We start from the raw sequence: 21792 nt of genomic DNA, 5'->3' as shown, positions 1-21792 counted from the left end.
GCGGGGAATTCCCGCCCGCGGGTCAGAACCCGCCGCCACCCTCGGTGGCCATGTTGTTGAACCGCTGGTAATGGCCCTGGAACGCCACGACGATCGTTTTGGTGGGACCATTACGGTTCTTGGCCACGATGATGTCGGCTTCGCCGGCGCGGGCCGATTCCTTGTCGTAGATGTCCTCGCGGTGCAGCAAGATGACCAGGTCGGCGTCCTGCTCGATCGAGCCGGACTCGCGCAGGTCCGAGACCATGGGCTTCTTGTCGGTGCGTTGTTCGGATCCACGGTTGAGCTGCGAAAGCGCGACGACGGGGACGTCGAGCTCCTTGGCCAGCAGCTTCAGGGCACGCGAGAATTCGGAGACCTCCTGCTGTCGTGACTCCACGCGCTTGCCCGAGCTCATCAGCTGCAGGTAGTCCAAGACAACCAGCTTGAGGTCATGGCGTTGCTTGAGCCGCCGGCATTTGGCGCGGATCTCCATCAGGGACATGTTGGGCGAGTCGTCGATGAACAGCGGCGCCTCGTTCAGCCGTCCCATGGTGGTGGCGATCTTGCCCCACTGCTCGTCCTTGATGGACCCCTTGCGCAGGTCCTGCAGTCCGATGCTCGCCTCGGCGGAGAGCAGGCGCATGGCGATCTCGTTGCGGCCCATTTCCAACGAGAAGACGACGGTGGTCATGTTGTTCTTGATCGACGCCGACCGGGCGATGTCCAGGGCGAACACCGATTTGCCGACGGCCGGCCGTGCCGCCACCACGATCATCTGGCCGCCATGCAGGCCCTGCGTGAGTTCGTCCAGTTCGTACAAGCCTGTCGGGACGCCGATCATGCCCTCGCCGCGTTGGCCCGCCGACTCGATCTCGTCGACGGTGCCCTCGATGATGTCCCGCAGCGGAACGTAGTCCTCGGCGGTGCGACGTTCTGCCACGGCGTAGATCTGGGCCTGCGCATCGTTGACGATGGCATCGACTTCGCCGTCTTGGCTGTAGCCCATCTGCACGATCTTGGTGCCGGCCTCGACCAGCCGGCGCAGTACGGCACGTTCACGGACGATTTCCGCATAGAAGCCCGCGTTCGCGGCCGTCGGCACCGACTGGATGAGGGTGTGCAGGTAGGCGGGCCCGCCCACACGGGAGATCTCGCCACGTTTGGTGAGCAGGTCCGATACCGTCACGGCATCCGCGGGCTCTCCCCGTCCATAGAGGTCGATGATCGCCTCAAAGATCGCCTCATGGGCCGGGCGATAGAAATCGACGCCCCGAAGGACCTCGACGCAGTCCGCGATGGCGTCCTTGGAGAGCATCATGCCACCGAGCACACTCTGCTCCGCCACCAGGTCCTGGGGCGGCGTCCTGGCCATGTCCGATGAATTCGACGACCTTGAATCGGCGTGCGTGAGCGTCACGTTAGGTTCCTTCCCTCTTCAGCGCGTTGCATGAGCTGCTTGCATCGCGGAGTCCCTCCAGTATCGCAGTGGAAACGGCTCACGGACGAGGCGGTGAGGGGCGGTGGCCCACTGGGTGATCGGCCCGGATGGAGCCGGGGACCCTGTCACCCTATGCCCAATACCCACAGAACCAAAGAGAGTTATCCACAGGTGGTGTGGAGAACCTGTGGGCGACGCGGCGTGTTGTGTGCACAGACTGGGGATGAACCTGTGGATTACTCTCAAGAAAATCAGTAAACATAATGCTGACTAGGGCTTATATGTGTGTATAAGAATTGGCAAAAAATCTTCTACCCCCAACATTCAGCCCCTACTTGGAGGTTGCCAACCAGCCCAAGAGCGTGTACACCACTTTTATCCACAACCCGAACAGTGTTATCCACAGACACGCCGCCGTCGGTGGAGGACTTTGACATCTTGCTCCCGCGGCAGGACGCGGTGCCATCTTGCCGCCTCTTGTGCGCGCTGCGATACTGTCGCCATGTCAGAGGCGAAAACCCGGCCAACGGGCCTGAAACCACTCGATTTCATCGAGGCCCTCGAGCATCCCGTCCGGCGGGCCGACGGCCTGGTGCTCCTGGAGATGATGCAGGAAACGAGCGGCCAGCCCCCGGTGATGTGGGGCCCGACGATCGTCGGTTTCGGCAGCTACCACTACCGCTACCCGACTGGGCGCGAGGGTGACGCCGCCGCCATCGGATTTTCCCCTCGCAAGGCATCCCTCTCGCTCTACGGCATGACCGCCGGTCCCGGGTCTGCAGAGCTGCTCATCCGGCTCGGCAAGCACAGGATGGGAGCTGCCTGCCTCTACGTCAACAAGCTCGCCGATGTCGACCTGGACATCCTCGGGCAGCTCATGGCTTCGGGCTACCACCACATCACCACGGAGCTCCACCAGCCCTGATCCCGCTCCTACAGGGCGGACCGGTGGCATGATGGAGACCAGCCCGCCGTACCGCGGCGGCCGGGACCCCAGGAGTGGACATGTTGGACTTCAACGGCGAGACGCTGCTCGTCCTCGTTATTGCAGTTGTGGCGATCCTCGCGGTGTTCGGTGCGCTGTCGTGGGTGTTTACAACACGGCCCGGCCACCAGGTGAACGAGGCCGACCTCTATATCGCCCGGCTCAACGCCGACGCCGCACGCCACCAGCAGCTCGAAGCGCAAAAGGCAGAGAAGATCAGGGCCGCTACCACCGCCCGGGCCGCCAGGGCCGCGAGCAGTTCACCGGGGCGCACCGGACAAAGCACCGGGGTCAGCCACCCCGAACTGGCGGGCATGCCTGCCGGCCCGGGGAACCCCGACTATGAACGGGTCCTGCAACTGGTACGCAGCGGCAATCCGATCGCGGCCATGAAGAAGGTCAGGCAGGACACCGGGATCGGCCTGGCCGAGGCCAAGCGGTATGTGGAGTCGCTGCGCGGGAAGTAGCTCCCCGGGAACTCAGGCGAACGCCTCGGCCTTCAAAGTGCGGAACGCCGAGCCGTGGAAGACCAGCGGCGCGTGCACGCCGTCGTGGGTGGCATGCCCGTGAACGCGTAGCAGGACCACGTGGTGGTCGCCCGCGGGGATCTCCTGTTCGACGCTGCAATCGAGCCATAGTGCGGCTTCGTGGAGGAACAATGCGCCATCGTCGGTGGAATCGAGCCGCAATCCGGCGAATCGGTCTCCGGATTTCGATGCGATCTGCCGGCAGACGCCGTCGTGGGCTTCGCCCAGGACGGAGACTCCAATCCTGCCTGCCTGGCGGACGACCGGCCAGGTACGCGACGTGTTCTGCACCGCGAACATCACCAAGGGCGGGTCCATGGAGACCCCGACAGTGAACGACGAGGCGACAATGCCTTGAGGCTCCCCGTCGATGATGGCGCAGAGCGCGGCAATCCCCGAGGGGTGCAGGGCAAAGGCCTTGCGTAGGGCGTCGGGCTGAAGATCGGTGGACAGTGTCATCTGGTCTACCTCCGGCGTAGGGCACACCACCCGGGCCGGGGCCACGCTGGGTGTGCGGTACTTGCCCCCCGGGGACCCGGAGGGCCGAATCATCACCTGGAGCACCCCACTACCGTGAGAGGGTTGCCGGCCAACGAGCCAGGGCTTGTATGTTGACGCTCTTGATTCACCAACTACGCTATGCGTGCCGGTCCGCACCCGTCAAAGGTCAACGCAACATTTCGCAAGGTGTCGTCCATCTCGCGCGCCAGCGCCGATCCGCAGTTCCCGTTAAAGCGCCGAGGGGCCCCGCGCTTTTTCAGCGCGGGGCCCCTCGGGTGCACGCATCACCGGTAGCCGCCCAAGGGGCGGCCGCCGGTGATGCGTGGCGGCTACTTCTTCGCGGCGACGACCTGCAGGTCGATGGTCGCGGAGACGTCCTCGTGCAGACGGACCGTTGCCTGGTAGTTGCCCGTCGACTTGATGTGCTCGGGGATTTCCACCGTGCGCTTGTCGATCGAACCGAGGCCTGCGGCCTCGACGGCGTTGGCGATGTCAACGGTCTTGACGGTGCCGAACAGGCGTCCGCCCTGGCCCGCCTTGACCGTGATCTTGACCGGCTGGGAGGCCAGCTTGTTGGCCAGCGCCTGGGCATCCTCGAGGGATGCGACGGCGCGGGCGGTGCGGGCGGCCTTGATGGACTCGACCTGCTTCTCGCCCCCCTTGGACCAGGTCAGTGCGAAGCCGCGGGGCAGCAGGTAGTTACGTGCGTAACCGTCCTTCACCTCGACAACTTGGCCGGCGGTGCCGAGACCGGTTACTTCGTGGGTCAGAATGAGCTTTGCCATGGTGTTATCCCTTCCTTAGCCGCGGCCAGCGCCGGAGTAAGGCAGCAGGGCAACTTCGCGCGCGTTCTTGATGGCCTGGGCGATCTTGCGCTGCTCCTGGACGGAGACGCCGGTCACGCGACGGGCACGGATCTTTCCGCGATCGGAAATGAACTTGCGCAGCAATGCGACGTCCTTGTAGTCGATGACGGTGATGTCAGCGGCCTTCAAGGGATTGGACTTTGGTTTGGGCTTACGGAGTTCAGCCTTAGCCATCGTGGAGCTCCTTTATCTAGTGGAGCCCGCAGAATTCTTCTGCGGGATGGTGAATAAATGGTGGTGCTTTAGAAAGGCGGTTCGTCTGATCCGCCGGAGTTGCCCCATCCCCCGCTATTGGAGGAGGAAGAGGACGACGAGGACCAGGGGTCCTCGGCCGGAGCGTTCCAGGAGCCGCCGCTGTTTCCACCGGAGTTGCCTCCGCCGAATCCACCGTTGCCGCCCTGGTTGCCAGCACCGCCGAAGTTTCCCCCGGAGGCGCCGCCGCCGAATCCACCGCCACCCGCGTTGTTGCGCTGGGTACGGGTGACCTTGGCGGAAGCGTAACGCAGCGAGGGGCCGATTTCGTCGGCCTCCAGCTCCATGACGGTGCGCTTCTCGCCTTCCTTGGTTTCGAAGGAACGCGACTTCAGCCGACCCTGGGCGACGACTCGCATGCCCTTGGTCAGCGTTTCGGCGACATTTTCGGCAGCCTCACGCCACACCGATGCACGGAGGAACAGCGTTTCGCCGTCCTTCCACTCGTTGGTCTGGCGGTCGAAGGTCCGAGGGGTCGAGGCGATGGTGAAGTTCGCCACCGCCGAACCCGACGGGGTGAAACGCAGTTCCGGATCAGCGGTGAGATTTCCGATGACCGTGATGACGGTTTCGCCTGCCATGGTGCCTCCTAGGGTCGGTTTCTACGAATGATCGCGGCAGATTACTCTGCTACGACCTTCTGGTCTTCCGGGCGGGTGATCTTGGTGCGCAGGATCGTCTCATTGAGCGACAGCTGGCGGTCAAGTTCCGCGGAAGTGGCCGGGGTAGCGGTGAAGGTGACTACCGCGTAGATGGCTTCTGCCTTCTTCTTGATTTCGTAGGCCAGCCGACGGCGGCCCCAGATATCAACGTTGTCGACGGTGCCACCGTCGTTGCGGACGACATCGAGGAACTTGCCAAGAGTCGGTTCCACGGTACGCTCGTCGACCTCGGGGTCGATCAGTACCATCAGTTCGTATGCACGCATGTGAACCCACCTCCTTTGGGCTAAACGGTCACGGTCTTTCCGTAACAGGAGGTTCTGTGCGTTGGTTGCGGCCGCTTCAGGGATCAGAAACGACACAAACAGCCTGAGCCATCCTACCCGATGCCGGTTCCCCCACCCTAACCGGCTCCGGCGCGGGTGCCGAGGGGTCACGGCAGACTGTGGACCTCCCCACGCGGCGGCGTCGGCGCCGCACGTTCACCCGTCTAGAGACCTGCCTGCCGGGCCAGCCCGTGGTCCCGCAGCGCCTCGGACATCTGCTTCTCGAATTCCGGGGCCACGGTGGCCATGTAGGTGTCCGAAATATGGTTCTGGTCGCGATAGACCAGCACGTTCCCGACGACTGCCGGGCAGAGCTTCTCCGTGCAGAATTGGTCGGTGAAATCCATCAGGGCCAGCCGGGGGTCGATGTCGTGGGCTGCGGCGATCCAGTCGTCGTTGGACAGGGCCTCGTCCCGGTCCTTTCCGCACTGGCGTAGCTTGTCGGGGTGTTTGGCCACGCAGTCGCGCGCCAGGGGGTCCTGGCTGGGATTGGGGGTGTCGCGGACGAGGATGACCTGCTTGCCGGAGTCCTGCACCTTGCTCCAGTAGTCGACGGCACCACGTGCCGCGGCCTTGCCGCCGCCCTTGAACGCGGCTCCGGTCCAGCCGGCGATGAACACCGCGTCGATGTCCGGCGCCTTGACCAGGTCGTCGAGTCGTCCCTTGTTTGCATCGACGCAGTCGATGTGACCGGCCTTCTGTGCCTCCCGCACGGCTCCGGTGAAGGCGCAGGAGTTCTTCAGGTGGGTGACGATCCTCCAGTTGTGCTTGGTGGCCAGGGGCTCCAGGGCCTCCCACCATTGGGTGGCATGGGAGTCCCCGACGAGCGCGATGGTGAAGTCGGCGTCGGCCTTCTTCGCACCGAATTCGCACATGTGCGACGACTTCGCACCGCCGCTGGCGACGCACGTGCCCAGATCCGGGTAGTCCTTGTTCGCGGTCGCCGGGGTGGGGATGATCTGGTGGTTGTTCGACGTGAACGCCGCCCCGGTGGCGATGGAGGCCGCCCCGAGTCCCTCGGGCGGCGAGGTCATGAGCTGCTGGACCGCCCCCTTCTCCGCGGCGACGACCTGCTGCTGTCCCAGGCTGGGGACCAGGGCGATGGCGGCGGCCAGGACCACTGCCGCTGCACCCAGGGCCAGGGCTCGGACATTGCTGTGGGCCAGCGGACGCCAGGTCCTGGCCGGGGTTTCGATGAACCGCAGGCTCAGCCAGGCGGCGACAAGGCTGATGCCCAGCAGCCCGATGCTCTCCACCGGTCGGGGTTCCCGGTCGCCGATGAGGATGAAGAACGTGAGGATGGGCCAGTGCCAGAGGTAGAGGGAATACGAGGCGTTGCCGACCCATTGGATCGCGGGGTGGTCGCCGAGCCAGTTCAGGCTCAGCGGCCCGGAGGTCCGCCCGGCCAGGATCACCGCTGCGGTGCCCAGCACCGGCAGCGCGGCGGCATACCCCGGGAAGGGGGTGGCGCCGTCGTACCTGATCACCGAATAGCCGATGGCCGCCAGCCCGGCCAGCACCAGCAGTGAGCGGGCTCCCGGGGAGGCCAGCACGCGCGGTACGCGTTCGGGCCGGCCGTCAGCGCGTCCGGCCATGGCGACGGCGAGCAGGCCGCCGATGCCGAGTTCCCACATGCGCGTGGGGGTGACGAAATAGGCCGCGGGATCCCCGGCGGCGGTCATCCACATGCTGGCGGCCAGGGAGACGAGGGTGACGACGCCGAAGAAGGCCAGCAGCGTCGGCCGCAGGTTCCGGGTGCCCGACATCCTCCGGCCCCCGCGGACCGCGGCGCGGCCCAGGAGCAGCGCGGCCACGACGAGCAGCGGCCAGATGAGGTAGAACTGCTCCTCGACGCCGAGGGACCAGAAGTGTTGCAGCGCGGTGGGCGGGTTCTCCGCCGCGAGGTAGTCCACCGAGTCGGATGCCAACACCCAGTTCTGCACGGAGAAGACGGAGGCAAGGGCCTGTTTGCCGATGGTCCCCCACTGGGTGACCGGGGCGAAGGCCAACGTGCCGGCGACGACGGCGGCGATGGCCACCAGGGCCGCCGGAAGGATGCGCCGGACCCGGCCCGCCCAGAACCCGGGCAGGCTGATGCGCCCCTCCCGCCGGGCCTCGCGGACCAGGTGGCCGGTAATCAAAAAACCCGAGATCACGAAGAACACGTCGACTCCCACGAAGCCGCCGGGCACCACCCGCGGTTCGAGGTGGTAGGCGACGACGACCAGGACGGCCAGGGCGCGGAGAGCCTGGACTTCCGGGAGGAACTTGCGGGGTGCGGCCTGCTGCGAACTCATGCCCGAGAGCACACCACGCCCAGGTGAATCGACGGTTACGGGCGGGTGGATGTCGTGCGGCGATCCGCTGTGCAGGTCTGCGTCCGTCGCATCTCCCGGCGTGTCAGGCGGCGAAGAACCCCTCGGCGACACGGGACAGGCGCAGCGGGTCCTCCACGGCGCACATTTCCCGGGCGGAGTGCATCGAGAGCAGGGCGATGCCCACGTCCACGGTGCGGATCCCCAGCCGCGTCGCCGTCAACGGGCCGATCGTCGAACCGCAGGGCATGACGTTGTTGGAGACGAACTCCTGGTAGGGGACGCCGGCCACGGCACACAGCCGCGCCCAGAGCCCGGCACCGACGGCATCGGTGGTGTAGCGCTGGTTGGCGTTGATCTTCAGCAACGGGCCGCCGCCGAGGACCGGGCGGTTGGCCGGGTCGTGGCGTTCGGGGTAGTTCGGGTGCACGGCATGACCGGCATCGGCCGAGACGCAGACGGATGCGGCATAGGCACGGGCCCGCTCCTGGATCCCGCCACCGGCGGCGTCGACGATGCGTTCGAGCACGTCCTGCAGGAAGGGCCCGGAGGCGCCGGAGCGGGAGGCGGATCCCACCTCCTCGTGGTCGAAGGCCGCCATGACCGCGATGTGGCCCGCGCCGTCGTCGTTCCCGGTGTCGGTGTCGGCGCCGGAAAGACGCTGGGCGTGCGCGATGAGTGCGCTCACCGAGGCGTGCACCGAGGTGAGGTTGTCCAGCCGCGGGGAGGCAAGGAATTCGCCGTTGGCGCCAAAGACCTCGGGCTCCTGGGCGATGGTGGTGACGATGTCGTAACCGGTGATGTGCGCCGGATCGATGCCGGCGTCCGCGGCGAGCACGGCCAACAGGTCGGCTTCGGACGGGTCGCCCAGGCCCCACACTGGATGCATGTGCTGCTGCTTGTCCAGCGTCAGGCCGTCGTTGACCGCACGGTCCAGGTGGATGGCCAGCTGGGGGAAGCGCAGCAACGGGCCGGTGCGCACCAGGTGCTCGGCCCCATCTTCGGTGACCAGACGGCCGGAGAGGATGAGTTCGCGGTCGAGCCAGGAGTTCAGCAGCGGCCCCCCGTAGACCTCCACCCCGGCCTGCAGCCACCCCTCGCGGCCGGTGGTCGGCTGGGGCTTGAGCTTGAATCCGGGGGAATCGGTGTGGGAGCCGAGGATGTGGAATCCGGTCGTTGCCGTCGCCCCGACGGGGACATGCCAGGCGATCACCGCGCCGTCGCGCACGATGTAGTGGCCTCCCGCCGCCGTGTCCCAGGCGTCGGCCTCGACCTGCCCGGAGAACCCCGCGGCGTCCAGCCGGCGGGCGACCTCGGCGGCGGCGTGGAAGCTGGAGGGCGATGCCGTGACGAAGCTGCCCAGGTCGGTGACGAATTCGCGTGCTGTCGGCGTGGTCATGCCCATCCTCGTGTGTGCGTCTGCGGTCCGCGGTTCAGCCGCGGCTTCTGCCATTCCACCCGCCGTGGCGGTAAACGGCAAATGCCACCGCCACCACCCCGAGTCCCATCAGCACCGGCCCGGCCACCGTCTGGTGCAGCACGACGGCCAGGAACGCCCCGGATCCGATGAGCACCACGGCGAGCAGGAACCAGGGGTTGCGCAGGAATTCGATGTTCATGGGGCCCTAGTAGTCCAGTCCCTGGCTGGGCACGACCAGGCCGGTCTCGTACGCGTAGACCACGGCCTGCACGCGGTCGCGCAGGTGCAGCTTGGTCAGGATCCGGCGCACATGGGTCTTGACCGTGGCCTCCGAAAGGAAGAACCGGTGGGCGATCTCGGCGTTGGAGAGCCCCTCGGACATTGCCCCGAGGACCTCCAGTTCCCGGGGGGTCAGGTCCTGCAGGAGGGGGTCGCGCTCCGGGGCCGCGGGGTTCGACGCCGGTGCCTGGGCGGGTGCCCCGCCCGGGCTGCTTCGGGTGCCGTCCGCCGCCGGGCCGGGTCGACGCACATAGGTTTCCAGCAGGCGGGCGGTGATCCGCGGGGCCACGACCGCATCGCCGCTGGCAACGAGGCGGACGGCGTTGACCAGTTCGGCGGGCGCGACGTCCTTGAGCAGGAACGCCGAGGCGCCGGCCTGCAGGCCCGCGAACGCGTACTCATCCAGGTCGAAGGTGGTCAGGATGATGATCTTGGCGCACGGGACGGCCTCGGCGATGCGGCGGGTGGCCTCGATCCCATCCATCTTGGGCATGCGCACGTCCATGAGCACGACGTCGGGGGCGGATTCGACCGCCAGGGCAACACCCTCCTGGCCGTCGGAGGCCTCCCCGACGATGGTCAGGTCGTCCTCGCCCTCAAGGATGAGGCGGAACCCCATGCGCAGCAGGGGCTGGTCATCGACCAGCAGGATGCTGATCGGGTCCCCGGGCTGGCGTTCGTGCAAGGCGGTGGCTGCTGGGTGGTTCATGATGTGGTTTCCCCCTGGATTTGCTGGTGTTGAGCTGCCTGCTGCGGGACGGTGAGGATCGCGTGGACGACCCATCCACCGCGCGGGCCCGGCCCGGCGTAGACGAACCCCTCATAGATGGCAGCGCGCTCGCCCATCCCCCTGATGCCCTGGCCGCTGCCAATGGCGTCGCGTTTCGCGTCGGGGAGCTGGCCGTTGTCGGTGACCTTGATCCTGACGGTGTCCTCGTCGCGGGAGAGCTCCACGTGGACGCGGGTGACGGCCCGGCCGTAGCGCAGCACGTTCGTCAACGATTCCTGCACGATCCGGTACACGGTGAGCTGGAAGGCCGCGTCGCCGGGCAGGGCCGGCCCGGTGTGGGTGACCTGCAGCGGCAGCCCGGCAACCCGGAAGCCCTCGAGCATCTCGGCCAGCGAGGACGAGGCGGGTTGGGGTGCCAGGGGCGCGTCGCTGCCATCGCGCAGGACCCCGATCACCCGTCGCATGTCGGCCAGGGCGCTGCGGCCGGTGGAGGAGAGCTCGCCCAGCACGCCCGCGGCCTTGCCGGGGTCGCGTGCCATGGCCACCTGGGCCCCATCGGAGAGCGCGATCATCACCGACAGTGAATGGGCGACGACATCGTGCATCTCCCGGGCGATGCGGTTGCGTTCGGCGACCTGGGCCAGCCCCTGGACCCGCGCCCCCCAGTTGGCCAGCTCGGCCTCGTGGAGCCGGTTGTTGCGCACGGCCGCCCCGATCCCGACGACCGCGAAGTTCGAGAGCACGGTCAGGGCCGCCATCATCCAGATGAAGATATTCGCTTCCGGGACATCCTCGAGCAATAGCCGCCCGGCGGCTTCGGGCGCCCGGAAGGCGGGAAGGACGACGACGAACTGCACCAGCAGCTGCATGGCGCTGATCAGGCCGGCCATCATGAACATGCGCTTGCTGGCATATAACGTTGCGGTCGTATACAACACCAGCCAGACCGCGATCGAGGTGGCCGAGAAGTAGGGGTCGAACAGCTGCATCCCGATCTCGCAGAGGAACACCAACCCCAAAACCACCATGGGCCAGCGATGTCGTACGGTCAGCAGGAGCGAGATGACGACGACGCCGGCCCACGGAGCGCCCCGCCCATTGGTCGCCGATTCGAGCCCGGCAGGGGTCGAGATGAGGAAGTAGGCCAGGGCCAGCAGCACGTCCACGATCGTGCGGTGCGAGCGCATGAAACGGCGCACCGGCCCGCGGCGCTTCTCGGTGAGCTCGGCAAAGGTCGGCGCCGGTGCCTCCGGGCCCTCCCCCTGCGGTTCTGTGCTCATGAGTCCAGCTTATCTTTCAGATCCACGGCCGCCCCGGGCAAACCGCGGGTGGTGGCGGCCGTTCGTTCCGCCACCACCCGCGGTGGTTTGGTGTGGTCCGCCGACCGGATGGCCGGCGGACCCGGATTCTGCTCAGACGTCGCGGCGCTGGACCACGAACACGGTGACCACCAGCGGGATGACCGCCCACAGGCCCAGCGTCAGGCCGGCCTGCCAGTGCTCCAGCCCGCCGTCCGGTGGCGTGGCGGCGATCAGGTTGGAGTAGGCCGCATCCGGCAGGAACCGCTTGATGTCGGTGATGAAGTCGTTGGCGAAAAAGCTCAACACCATCGGCAGGACGAAGATGAGCCCCACCAGGGTGACAATGGCTCCCGCGGAGTTGCGGAGCAGACCGCCCAGGGCCATGCCGATCAGCGCCACCACTGCCACGTACGCCGCCCCGAACCAGAGGTTGCGCTGGAAGATCTCGGATGCGAAGTCCTGCTCCATCGAGTAGTTCGACAAGATCGGCATGATGACCACTGCGGAGACCAGCGTCGAGACCACGGTGACCACGATCGCCATGACGGCCACGAGCACCGCCTTGGCCAACACGACGGGGAACCGCTTCGGGACGGCGGCGAAGGTCGCCCGGGCCATGCCCGTGGTGAATTCGGAACTCATCACCAGCACGGCCAGGGAACCAACGATCAGCTGGGCGAGCATGATGCCGGAAGGGGCAATCGTGTTGGCCAGGCTGGAGGGGTCCCCGCCCATCGCCGCGGCGGCTTCTGGGTCATCGGCCATGACCTCGGTCATCGACCCGATGCCCCAGGCGGCCAGCGCCCCGATGCCGACCATGACCACGAGGGTCGTCAGCAGCAGGATCAACGATGAGGGGACGGTGGTGAACTTGCGCATCTCGGCGCCCAGGGCCCGCCCGAAGGACGTCCCCTTGCCGGAGGTGGTGCGTGGACGTTGCGGCGTGGTCGCCTGCTGGGTCTCGGTGCTCATTTGCTGGCCCGCCTTCCGGATTCCAGGGGTGCTTCGGCGCCGGCCACGGGGCCGGAGTGGTACTCGACCTCGTCGCGGGTCATGTCCATGTAGACGTCCTCGAGGGAGGCCTGCAGAGGGGTCAGCTCAAACACCAGGACCCGGGCGTCGAGCGCCCGCCGGGCGATGTCCCGTGGTGAGGCACCCTGGATTTCCAGGGTGTCGGGCCCCGTCGTCGTCGTGGTGACGTCCGGTGCCGCCAGCGCCCTGACCAGTTCATCCGGGGTATCGGTACGCACGCGGGTGCGGGCGGCCCCGGCGCCGGAGAGGACGTCGGCCATCGGGGCGTCGGCCAGCAGGCGGCCGCGGCCGATGACGATCAGGTGGTCGGCGGTCAGCGACATCTCGCTCATCAGGTGCGAGGAGAGGAAGACCGTGCGGCCCTCGGCGGCGAGGCCCTTGGCCATGTTGCGCACCCAGAGGACGCCCTCCGGATCGAGGCCGTTGACGGGTTCATCGAGGATCAGGGTGTGCGGGTCCCCGAGCAGGGCTGCGGCGATGCCGAGCCGCTGGCCCATGCCGAGGGAGAAGCCGCCGACGCGTTTGCGGGCCACCGGCGCCAGGCCGGTGATCTCGATGACCTCGTCGACCCGGCTGTTGGGGATGCCGTGGGTGGCGGCCAGCACGCGCAGGTGGTTGCGGGCCGAGCGCGACTTGTGGACGGCCTTGGCCTCCAGCAGGGCGCCGACCTCGCGGATCGGTGCGCCGTGCTCCGCATAGCGTTTCCCGTTGACGGTGACGTCACCGGAGCTGGGGCGGTCGAGCCCCATGATCATGCGCATGGTGGTGGATTTACCGGCGCCGTTCGGCCCCAGGAACCCGGTGACCTTCCCGGGTTGGACGGTGAAGGACACGTCGTCCACCGCGCGTTTGGAGCCATAGTTCTTGGCGAGAGAGGTTGCCTGGATCATGCGTCCAACGCTACGGACCACCGGCGGTCCTGTCGCCGCCCCTGCGGATGATCTTCGCCACCGCCGCCGTACGACTTCAGGACGACGCCGGCCCCCTAACGGATGAGGCGCAGCGAGCGTGCGCGGTCGATGGCCGCGGTCCGGGTCTCGACGCCGAGCTTGGAGTAGATGTGGATGAGGTGGGTCTTCACCGTCGATTCCGAGATGAACAATTCGCGGGCAATCTGCCGGTTGACCAGTCCGCGGGCCAGCAGTCCCACGAGTTCGAGCTCGCGGGGGCTCAGCTCGGTGGCGGCATTGCGTCCCGCGGGGTCGATGCGGGCCGCCACCTCGTCGGAGAGGACCCGGCGGCCCCGGGCTGCATCGCCCACGGCCGCGGTCAGCCGGTCCAGCGGCGCATCCTTGAGCAGGTACCCGGCCGCCCCGGCGTCGAGGGCGGCCCGGATGTCGGTGTCCGAGTCGTAGGTCGTGAGGATCAGAACCGGTGGGCCACCGGCGGCGCGGATCCTGCCGGTGGCCTCGACACCATCCATGCCGTCCATCTGCAGGTCCATCAGCACCACGTCGACGCGTTCGCCGAGGGTCTGCAGGCGGTGCAGCTGGGCGATCGCCGCCGCCCCGTCGGCGGCTTCGGCGACCACGTGCAGCCCGGCCTGCTCGGTCAGCACCGCCTTCAGGCCCGCCCGGACCACGGGGTGGTCATCCACCAGCAGCAGGTTCAGCTCATCCATGTCCATCCTCCATCTGCAACGGGATCCTCACGGCAACGACGGTGCCCTCGCCGGGCGCGGACTCGACGTCGACGCTGCCACCCAGGGCCGCGATCCGTGCCCGGAGGCCCAGCAGCCCGGACCCCGTCCCGTCGGGCCTGGCCTCGGTGGGCAGCGCCGCCGGATCAAGTCCGGCGCCGTCGTCGTACACATCCAGGGTGACCTCCCCGGCCAGGTACCCCAGGCTGAGCACCGCCCGGGTGGCGGCGGCGTGGGCCAGCACGTTGGCCAGGCAGGACTGGGCGGTGCGCAGCAGGGCACCGGAGACGTCGGTGGGCACCGCGAGCGGCTCGCCGTCCTCGCGGAAGCGGCATTCCAGGTCCGTCCCGGCGGCCCGCGCGGTGCGCTCGGTGGCGGCGCACAGGCGGGTGAATCGCCCGGCCAGCGCCCCGGCGGCCGCCTCCAGGTTGCCCGCCGGGAGGCCGCGCACGAAGTCACGAGCCTCCCCGAGGTTGTCGGAGGCGGTGGTGGCCACCGTGTCCAGGCGTTGGGCGGCCAGGTCGGTGTCGCCGGCGTCGAGCGCGGCACGGGCCGAACGGGCGACCAGCACGATGCTGGAGAATCCCTGGGCGAGCGTGTCGTGGATGTCGCGGGCGAGCCGTTCGCGTTCGGCCAGCACCCCGGCGCGGTGCTGCTCACCGGCCAGGGCGGTCCGGGTGCGGCGCAGTTCGTCCAGGGCGCGGCGCTGGTTGACGCCCTCGGTATACAGGGCCTGGTAGGCGAACCCCATGACCACCGCGAACGCGGCACCGAACAGCGGCCCGATGACGGCGGCCACCGACACGGTCCCGGCGTGGGTCCATTGGGCGGCGATGACCACGATGGTCGATCCGACGATGGCGACCAGTGCCGTCTGGGTCCGCAGCAGGTGCAATTGCAAAAAGAAGAGCGGGAAGGCGAGCCAGCTGAAGTCGGGGTGCAGCCACATCAACGCCAGCCAGAGCACGACGACGATGAGCAGCCAGGCGCGCGCGTAGCGGCTGGGATCGGGTGCCAGCCGGCGGGCGTGCCGGTTTTCCCAGCCGGTGCCCAGCAGGTAGACGGCGGCCAGCACCCCGGCCAGGGCCACCGAGCAGATGCGGGTGGCGGCGGTCGTGTCGGTGACGAGCACCCGGACGATGCCGACGGCGAGCAGCAGCGCGAACCCCACGTGCAGGGACACCCGCAGCACGCGCAGCACCACGTCGCCAGCGGTGGTCCCGGCGTGTTCCCCGGCTGCCGGTGCCGGCGTCGTCATCGCCTCCATGGGTCCCAGCCTAGGTCGCACCGGAGGACGGCGGTTCAACCGTTCGGTGGATATCGGTCCCCCGGCCCTCCAGACCGCCGTGCCCGCCGACGACCGGGCGGCCGATCCACGGCAACCGTGGCAGCGGATCACGCTCGGTCCCGGCATAGGGGCCCGCCTGCGGATCGTCCTGGCCCACCCGGCGGACCGGGTCGGTATCCGGATCCCAGGCACTGCGCGCCACCCGGAACATCAGGTAGGCGGTGGCGACCATGTGCCCGACGACGGCCAGCACGTAGAACGCCTCGGGGAACGTGTTCTGCGCCTTGATGTCGGTGCTGCCCGAGTAGAGGTACATCCAGATGGCCCAGAAGTGCAGGGCCTCGACGAGCTGCCAGATCAGGAAATCCCGCCACCGCGGCCACGCCAGGGCGGCCAACGGGACGAGCCAGACGACGAACTGCGGGGAATAGACCTTGTTGAACAGCACGAAGGCCGCCACCACGAGGAAGAGCAGCGAGGCGACCCGGGGCCGCCGCGGGGCGAACAGGCCGAGCGCGCAGATCCCGGCGCAGCTGGCCGCGAACAGCCAGAATCCGGCGGCGTTGATGACGTCCGGGGTGAATTCGGGGGCACCGGGCAGCACACCTGCCGTGACGTTCCAGGCGTGCCAAAGGGAGGACAATCCGGCCCCACGGTCGCGGGTGAACTCCAGGAAATAGCTCCACGAGGCGTAATTCGTGATCATGAACGGCAGGTTCACCACCAGCCAGGCGCCGGCCGTTCCCCCGGCAACCTGCAGCAGCGGCCGCCACCGCCCGGTCCGCAGCGCCAACACGAGCACCACGCCCAGGAACAGGACCGGATAGACCTTCATCGAGGCGCCCAACCCGATCAGGATCCCGGCCAGCACCGGCCGGTTCCGGGCGAAGGCCAACAGGGCCAACGCCAGGAACATCACCGCCCACATATCCCAGTTGATGGTCGAGGCGAGGATGATGCCCGGGGCCAACGCCACCATCGCGGCATCCCAGGGCCGCCGGCCCGCGGTCCGGGCCGTGGCGATGACGATGACGAACCACAGGATGACCACCAGCAGCAGGTTCACGTCGAAGAAGGCCAGGGTCCGGTTGTAGTCGCCGGGGACCACGAGCAGTGCAGCGAACGACGCGACCGCCGACATGAGCACGGGGTACTCGAACTGCGCCCCGTCGGCGAAGGGGGCGAAGGCGTTGGCGTCGAACCCGCGGGCGTGGAATAGGGCCGACCAGTCCGAGTAGCAGGCCCAGAGGTATCCGTTGGAGCCACCCCACCCGAGGGTCCGGCACATGTTCTTGGCCAACACGGCCACGATGGCGGCGACCACGGTGAGGACCACCAGCACCCGCTCGACCGTCAGGAAACCCGGATCGACGCGACCGGGGGCGGTGAAGCGGCCCAGTGGTCCGCCGATCACCTCGGTGAGGCGGCGCAGCAGCGGATCGTTCCGGCTGGGCACCGTGATGCGCAGGGGGCCGCGCCGCGGCCCGGGCCGGGCGTGCTGGCCGGTGAGGTGCCGGGGCGGGTCCTGCGGCTTCTCGCTCATGGGATTCAGCCTATCCGCCAGCGCGGTCCCACCGGGGGCACCGGATGGCCCCGATCCCATCACCCGCCGTTAACCCGCAGGTGGTTCGTGCTTTACATCGCCTCCCTACTGTCAATTGAATGAAAACGACACAGAGTCACCACGTGCTGGTGGTCATTCCCGCCCGCGGCGGTTCGAAGGGCATCCCCCTGAAGAACCTCCGCCCGGTGGGTGGCCGCTCGCTGCTGGCCCGCGGTGTCGACGCGGCCTGGGCTGCCCCCTCGGTCACCGACGTGGTCGTGAGCACCGACCACTCGCAGATCCGCAATGAGGCCTCCGCCCACGGCGCCCGCGTCATCGACCGACCCGCCGCCCTGGCCTCCGACCAGGCCAGCAGCGAATCGGCGGTGCAGCATGCCCTCGGCACCCTCGAGACCGAGCCCGACGTCGTCGTGCTCCTGCAGTGCACCTCGCCCTTCATCGACCCGGTCCACCTGGAGGCCTCCATCCGCGCGGTGCTCGACGGCGAAGCGGACGTCTGTTTCAGCGTCACCGATGACCACTCGTTCCTGTGGACTGCCCCGGAGGGCTCCGTGGAAGCCGTCGGCCACAGCGCGGCGCACCGCCCGCGCCGGCAGGACCGCGAGCCGCAGTACCGCGAGACGGGGGCCTTCTACGCGATGCGCACCGCCGGGTTCCGGGCGGCTGGCCACCGCTTCTTCGGCACCTTGAAGTTCCAGGTCGTCCCACCGGCGGACGCCCCCGAGGTCGATTCATTCGATGACCTGGCGCTCGTCTCCGCCCAGGCACTACGCCGCGAGGCCGGACCGGTCTCCCCTCCGGTACCGGGGATCGACGCCGATGCCCTGGTCACCGACTTCGACGGCGTCCACACCAACGACCTCGCGCTCCTCGCGCAGGACGGCAGCGAGTTCGTGACGGTGTCCCGCTCCGACGGCATGGGCGTCTCCCGGCTGCGCCGGGCGGGCGTGCCGGTGCTGATCCTCTCCACCGAGACCAACACCGTGGTCGCTGTCCGCGCCGCCAAGCTCGGCGTGCAGGTCATCCACGGTGTCGATGACAAGGCCGCCCGCCTCACGTCCTGGATGGCCGAGCAGGGCCTCGACCCGGCACGCGTCGCCTACGTCGGCAACGACGTGAACGACGTCGGGGCCATGGACTCGGTCGGATGGCCGATTGCCGTTGCCGATGCGCGGCCGGAGGCCCTGGCCGCGGCACGCGTCGTGCTCCACAAACCCGGCGGCCAAGGCGCCGTCCGCGAGGCATGCGAACGCATCCTCGCATCACAGACCCGACCGGCGGCATCCCAGCTGCTGGCCACAACCCCCTGAACCCAATTCCAACGAAAGGGACCCATCATGACCATCGAAGCCACCCAGCAGGCATCCCCCGTCCGGATCGGCGACGCCCAGGTCGGCACCGGCCAGCCCGTCTACGTCATCGGCGAGATCGGCATCAACCACAACGGTGACGTCGACGTGGCGAAGCAGCTCATCGACATCTCCGCAGCCGCCGGCGCCAACGCCGTGAAGTTCCAGAAGCGCACCCCGGAGATCTCCACCCCGAAGGACATGCGCGACAAGATGCGCTCCACCCCGTGGGGCGAGATGACCTACCTGGACTACCGCTACAAGGTCGAGTTCGGTGCCGAGCAGTACCGCGACATCATCTCCTACGCCCGCAGCCAGGGCCTGGAGGCCTTCGCCTCGCCGTGGGACGTGCCCTCGGTCGAGTTCATGGAGGAGCAGGGCGCGGCGACCCACAAGGTCGCCTCGGCATCGGTCACCGACCTCGAGCTGCTGCGTGCGCTGCGCGAGACGGGCAAACCGGTCCTCCTCTCCACCGGCATGTCCACGATCGAGCAGATCGACACCGCGGTCGAGACGCTGGGCACCGACAACCTGGTGATCATGCACGCCACGTCCACCTACCCGCTGCCCCCCGAAGAGGCCAACCTGCGCATGATCCCGACGCTGCGGGAGCGCTACGGCGTCCCGGTCGGCTACTCGGGCCACGAGCGCGGCCTGCAGATCTCGCTGGCCGCCGTCGCCCTGGGCGCCGTCACCGTCGAGCGGCACATCACCCTGGACCGCACCATGTGGGGTTCCGACCAGGCCTCCTCGCTGGAGCCGAAGGGCTTCGAGTCCCTCATCCGTGACATCCGCATCCTGCAGGAGGCCATGGGCGACGGCGTCAAGAAGGTCTTCCCGGGCGAGTTGGCACCGCTGTCCCGCCTGCGCCGCGTCGACGCCTAGCCACGAAGGACACGTATGGACACCCCCCTGCTCAGCATCATCATTCCGGCGAAGGACCAGGCTCCATTCATCCGCGACACGATGACGAGCCTCCTGGACCAGTTCGATGATCCGACGGCACTGGAGGTGATCTTCGTCGACGACGGGTCGAGCGACGGCACCGGGGAGCTGGTCGAGGCATTCGCCGGCCGGCTCCCCGGCCTGAAGACCCTGCGCAACGACGAGGCCCGTGGCCTGGCAACGGCCCGCAACCAGGGTCTGGACCAGGCCACCGGGACGACCATCGCGTTCCTTGACGGAGACGACTGGCTGGCGCCGGGGCACCTGGCGTATTGCCTGGCCGAGTTGACCCGGCTGGACGTCGACTTCGTCCGCGTCGACCACGTCCGCGTGACCACAGGGCGGCGCGCCATCCACCGGGCACCGCAGGCCCGGCGCAACACGGTCCTCGATCCGCGCGAGTCCGTTCTCCCGCACACCGAGACCACGATGATCGACTACCCGTTCGCCTGGGCGGGACTCTTCCACCGCCGTCTGGCCGATGCCGGCCTGCTCCATTTTCCCGACGGCCTCTTCACGGCCGAAGACCGTCCCTGGATCTGGAAACTGCATTTGCAGGCCCGTTCGTACGCGGTCCTGAGTTCGCTGGGCATCATGTACCGGCGCGGAGTCGCGACGTCCCTGACGCAGATCTACGATCGGCGCCAACTCGACTTCGCCCGCGCCTTCGCCCTCTCCTTCCAGGTGGTCGCCGCGGACCCCGAAGCGGAAAGATACTGGCCCAAGGTGATCCGCCAATTCCTGGCGGTCTCGTGCCACCATCTCTCCCGCAGCAAGCAGATGACCCCCGAGGTGAAGACGGCGCTGGATCGGGCCATCACCGATACGATGGCGTCCGTACCCGGGCCGATGCTCACCGACGCTTTTGCGGCACTCGATGCCAAGCGCCGGCGGGTGCTGCTTCCCCTGCGGCCGACGGGCCGGGTCTCCGCCGCACGTACCACCCCACCGACCACCGCGCTGGAAGGAGCCCGATGATCCAGCTGCTCACGGCTTCCACCTTGTTCCAGGTCGCCTCGCTGGCCGCCATGGTCGACGCCGACGCGCTTCCCGCCACCGACGGTGAACGGGTCCTGCTCCTGGTCGACGGCTCCCAGCAACCCGAACTGACGGGCCGCATCCAGGATTCCCCGGGATTCACCGACCTGGCCCGGCGGTTCGACCGCGTCGTGGACCTCGGGCAACTGCTCTTCCCGCGGCGTCCGACGCAATTCAACCCCCGGGAGGAGGACCTCTACCTGTGGGAACGGCTACTGCGCCGCTACTTCGACCTCGGCGACGAGCGCCTGATGTTGTTCGTCGATTCCATCCAGGTCAACCCGACCCGGGCCATACTGCGGATTTTCCACGATGCGCCGTTCATGGTCCATTCGGACGGACTCATGTCCTACGGCCCCACCCGGAACCTCTTGCCGCCCGCCCTGCGCCAGCGGTTGGACGGACTGCTCTACGTCGAGCTGGTTCCCGGCCTGGAGCCCCTGCTGTTGCGCGAGTTCGCCCCCCGGCTGGTCCCGGTCCCCACCCAGCCGCTGGCCGACATCATCGACGACCTCGCCCGCTCGACCCCCCTGTCATGGCCCGCCCCCCATGAGCGTCCGGCGGGCACGAACCGTTCATCGACGGCCATGATCCTCGGCCAGTACCTGGCCCACCTGGGACTCATGGACGACCAGGAGGAGAGCGCCCTGCACCGCGACATGGTGCATGAGGCGCACCGCCGCGGCGCAACCCGGATCGTCTTCAAACCCCACCCCTCGGCGGGGCCGGCCTCCGGCCGCGAGATGGAACGCGACGCCGTCGAACTGGGCATGGGGTTCACCGTGCTGCGGGATCCCGTGTTGGCGGAGGTGGCAGTCGCCATCGTGCGCCCCGGCGTCGTGATCAGCTGCTTCTCGACCGCCTTGCTGTCCATCCGTGCCCTGTTCGGGATCGACTGTGCGGCGGTGGGCACCGAGACGATGCTCGAGCGGCTGGCCCCCTACGAGAACTCGAACCGCATCCCGGTCACCCTCATTGACGCCCTCTTCCGTCGCGGCGTCCCGCTTCCCGTCGACGACCCGGCCGGAAGTGCCGGCGTCCTGACCCAGCTGGTCACCACCGTCGGATACTGCATGCAGCCGCTGCGTCTCGCCGCCGACGGGGAAACGGCCCGCCAATTCCTGGCGACCGACTACCTGCGGTACGCGGAATACTTCAAGCGCCGCCGGTTGACCCGGCTGGCACTGCCCGGCGGCCTGCCGCCGCGCACCGGGGCGTTGGGTTTCGCCCTCCGGCTGAAGCGGCATCTGCCGGCACCCCTCCACCGGCCCCTGCGACGCACGATGCGGCGCATCCCCCGCCGTTTCATCCAGGGGGCAACCCGAGTTGGCCGTTCCTGACCCATGCACCCCT

The 21792-nt window shown here is 68.2% G+C and carries 22 protein-coding genes and 1 riboswitch; of the genes, 6 read left to right on the top strand and 16 right to left on the bottom strand.

What is annotated here, in order from left to right:
* Nucleotides 1–22: 22 nt before the first annotated feature.
* Nucleotides 23–1399, bottom strand: coding sequence for a replicative DNA helicase (dnaB, locus tag AC1MEQ_RS11495; RefSeq protein ID WP_479790880.1), 1377 nt, complete (start codon nucleotides 1397–1399; stop codon nucleotides 23–25).
* Nucleotides 1400–1922: 523 nt separating this feature from the next.
* On the opposite strand from dnaB, the gene AC1MEQ_RS11490 reads away from it, so the two are divergent.
* Together AC1MEQ_RS11490 and AC1MEQ_RS11485 are read left to right on the top strand one after the other, a co-directional pair.
* On the top strand, nucleotides 1923–2345 hold the full coding sequence (locus AC1MEQ_RS11490) for a DUF1801 domain-containing protein (protein WP_479790879.1): 423 nt from the start codon (nucleotides 1923–1925) through the stop codon (nucleotides 2343–2345).
* Between the two features lie 80 nt (nucleotides 2346–2425).
* A complete protein-coding gene (locus AC1MEQ_RS11485) occupies nucleotides 2426–2872 on the top strand; it encodes a hypothetical protein (protein ID WP_479790878.1) in 447 nt (148 codons plus the stop codon).
* Nucleotides 2873–2884: 12 nt separating this feature from the next.
* Here AC1MEQ_RS11485 and AC1MEQ_RS11480 read toward each other — a convergent pair whose 3' ends face one another.
* The 15 genes from AC1MEQ_RS11480 to AC1MEQ_RS11410 all read right to left on the bottom strand — a co-directional run bounded on the left by AC1MEQ_RS11480 (nucleotide 2885) and on the right by AC1MEQ_RS11410 (nucleotide 17086).
* The gene (locus AC1MEQ_RS11480) at nucleotides 2885–3391 is read right to left on the bottom strand and encodes a flavin reductase family protein (RefSeq protein ID WP_479790877.1); all 507 of its coding nucleotides are present in this window, start codon (nucleotides 3389–3391) and stop codon (nucleotides 2885–2887) included.
* A gap of 52 nt (nucleotides 3392–3443) precedes the next feature.
* Nucleotides 3444–3558: riboswitch (SAM riboswitch) on the bottom strand.
* Between the two features lie 204 nt (nucleotides 3559–3762).
* Nucleotides 3763–4218: a 50S ribosomal protein L9 gene (gene rplI / locus AC1MEQ_RS11475; protein WP_479790876.1), complete on the bottom strand. Its 456-nt coding sequence runs from the start codon at nucleotides 4216–4218 to the stop codon at nucleotides 3763–3765.
* A gap of 15 nt (nucleotides 4219–4233) precedes the next feature.
* Nucleotides 4234–4473: a 30S ribosomal protein S18 gene (gene rpsR / locus AC1MEQ_RS11470; protein ID WP_007269381.1), complete on the bottom strand. Its 240-nt coding sequence runs from the start codon at nucleotides 4471–4473 to the stop codon at nucleotides 4234–4236.
* A 68-nt stretch (nucleotides 4474–4541) separates the two neighbouring features.
* Nucleotides 4542–5132: a single-stranded DNA-binding protein gene (locus AC1MEQ_RS11465; RefSeq protein ID WP_479790875.1), complete on the bottom strand. Its 591-nt coding sequence runs from the start codon at nucleotides 5130–5132 to the stop codon at nucleotides 4542–4544.
* A 41-nt stretch (nucleotides 5133–5173) separates the two neighbouring features.
* On the bottom strand, nucleotides 5174–5479 hold the full coding sequence (rpsF, locus tag AC1MEQ_RS11460; protein WP_444554431.1) for a 30S ribosomal protein S6: 306 nt from the start codon (nucleotides 5477–5479) through the stop codon (nucleotides 5174–5176).
* A gap of 224 nt (nucleotides 5480–5703) precedes the next feature.
* Complete coding sequence (locus AC1MEQ_RS11455; RefSeq protein WP_479790874.1) at nucleotides 5704–7836, bottom strand: acyltransferase family protein; 2133 nt, start codon at nucleotides 7834–7836, stop codon at nucleotides 5704–5706.
* Nucleotides 7837–7939: 103 nt separating this feature from the next.
* Complete coding sequence (locus AC1MEQ_RS11450) at nucleotides 7940–9253, bottom strand: M18 family aminopeptidase (protein ID WP_479790873.1); 1314 nt, start codon at nucleotides 9251–9253, stop codon at nucleotides 7940–7942.
* Nucleotides 9254–9287: 34 nt separating this feature from the next.
* Nucleotides 9288–9473: a hypothetical protein gene (locus AC1MEQ_RS11445; RefSeq protein WP_479790869.1), complete on the bottom strand. Its 186-nt coding sequence runs from the start codon at nucleotides 9471–9473 to the stop codon at nucleotides 9288–9290.
* A 6-nt stretch (nucleotides 9474–9479) separates the two neighbouring features.
* Nucleotides 9480–10262, bottom strand: a complete 783-nt coding sequence (locus AC1MEQ_RS11440) for a response regulator (RefSeq protein WP_479790865.1) — start codon at nucleotides 10260–10262, stop codon at nucleotides 9480–9482.
* Nucleotides 10259–11563 carry a sensor histidine kinase gene (locus tag AC1MEQ_RS11435; RefSeq protein WP_479790863.1) on the bottom strand — a complete coding sequence of 435 codons (1305 nt, stop codon included), beginning with the start codon at nucleotides 11561–11563 and terminating at the stop codon, nucleotides 10259–10261. Before AC1MEQ_RS11435 ends, AC1MEQ_RS11440 begins: the two co-directional genes overlap by 4 nt.
* Before the next feature lie 132 nt (nucleotides 11564–11695).
* Nucleotides 11696–12556: an ABC transporter permease gene (locus AC1MEQ_RS11430; RefSeq protein WP_479790858.1), complete on the bottom strand. Its 861-nt coding sequence runs from the start codon at nucleotides 12554–12556 to the stop codon at nucleotides 11696–11698.
* Nucleotides 12553–13506: an ABC transporter ATP-binding protein gene (locus AC1MEQ_RS11425; protein WP_479790853.1), complete on the bottom strand. Its 954-nt coding sequence runs from the start codon at nucleotides 13504–13506 to the stop codon at nucleotides 12553–12555. Before AC1MEQ_RS11425 ends, AC1MEQ_RS11430 begins: the two co-directional genes overlap by 4 nt.
* Before the next feature lie 95 nt (nucleotides 13507–13601).
* Nucleotides 13602–14237 carry a response regulator gene (locus tag AC1MEQ_RS11420; protein ID WP_479790849.1) on the bottom strand — a complete coding sequence of 212 codons (636 nt, stop codon included), beginning with the start codon at nucleotides 14235–14237 and terminating at the stop codon, nucleotides 13602–13604.
* Nucleotides 14230–15522, bottom strand: coding sequence for a sensor histidine kinase (locus AC1MEQ_RS11415; RefSeq protein WP_479790846.1), 1293 nt, complete (start codon nucleotides 15520–15522; stop codon nucleotides 14230–14232). Before AC1MEQ_RS11415 ends, AC1MEQ_RS11420 begins: the two co-directional genes overlap by 8 nt.
* A gap of 10 nt (nucleotides 15523–15532) precedes the next feature.
* Nucleotides 15533–17086, bottom strand: coding sequence for a glycosyltransferase family 87 protein (locus tag AC1MEQ_RS11410; RefSeq protein ID WP_479790844.1), 1554 nt, complete (start codon nucleotides 17084–17086; stop codon nucleotides 15533–15535).
* A 119-nt stretch (nucleotides 17087–17205) separates the two neighbouring features.
* Between AC1MEQ_RS11410 and AC1MEQ_RS11405 the strand changes: the two genes are divergently transcribed.
* The 4 genes from AC1MEQ_RS11405 to AC1MEQ_RS11390 are packed head-to-tail and all read left to right on the top strand — an operon-like array spanning nucleotide 17206 to nucleotide 21779.
* Nucleotides 17206–18417 carry a cytidylyltransferase domain-containing protein gene (locus AC1MEQ_RS11405; RefSeq protein ID WP_479790842.1) on the top strand — a complete coding sequence of 404 codons (1212 nt, stop codon included), beginning with the start codon at nucleotides 17206–17208 and terminating at the stop codon, nucleotides 18415–18417.
* Nucleotides 18418–18444: 27 nt separating this feature from the next.
* Nucleotides 18445–19341, top strand: coding sequence for an N-acetylneuraminate synthase family protein (locus tag AC1MEQ_RS11400; protein WP_479790840.1), 897 nt, complete (start codon nucleotides 18445–18447; stop codon nucleotides 19339–19341).
* A gap of 15 nt (nucleotides 19342–19356) precedes the next feature.
* Nucleotides 19357–20379 (top strand): glycosyltransferase family 2 protein, encoded by a 1023-nt coding sequence (locus tag AC1MEQ_RS11395; protein ID WP_479790838.1) that lies wholly within the window; start codon nucleotides 19357–19359, stop codon nucleotides 20377–20379.
* On the top strand, nucleotides 20376–21779 hold the full coding sequence (locus AC1MEQ_RS11390) for a polysialyltransferase family glycosyltransferase (RefSeq protein ID WP_479790835.1): 1404 nt from the start codon (nucleotides 20376–20378) through the stop codon (nucleotides 21777–21779). Before AC1MEQ_RS11395 ends, AC1MEQ_RS11390 begins: the two co-directional genes overlap by 4 nt.
* Nucleotides 21780–21792: the final 13 nt, after the last annotated feature.

It is taken from the genome of Arthrobacter sp. ASL1, from assembly GCF_056680475.1.
Note: the sequence above shows the minus strand (reverse complement) of the source record. Positions and strands in the feature narration are given on the sequence as shown.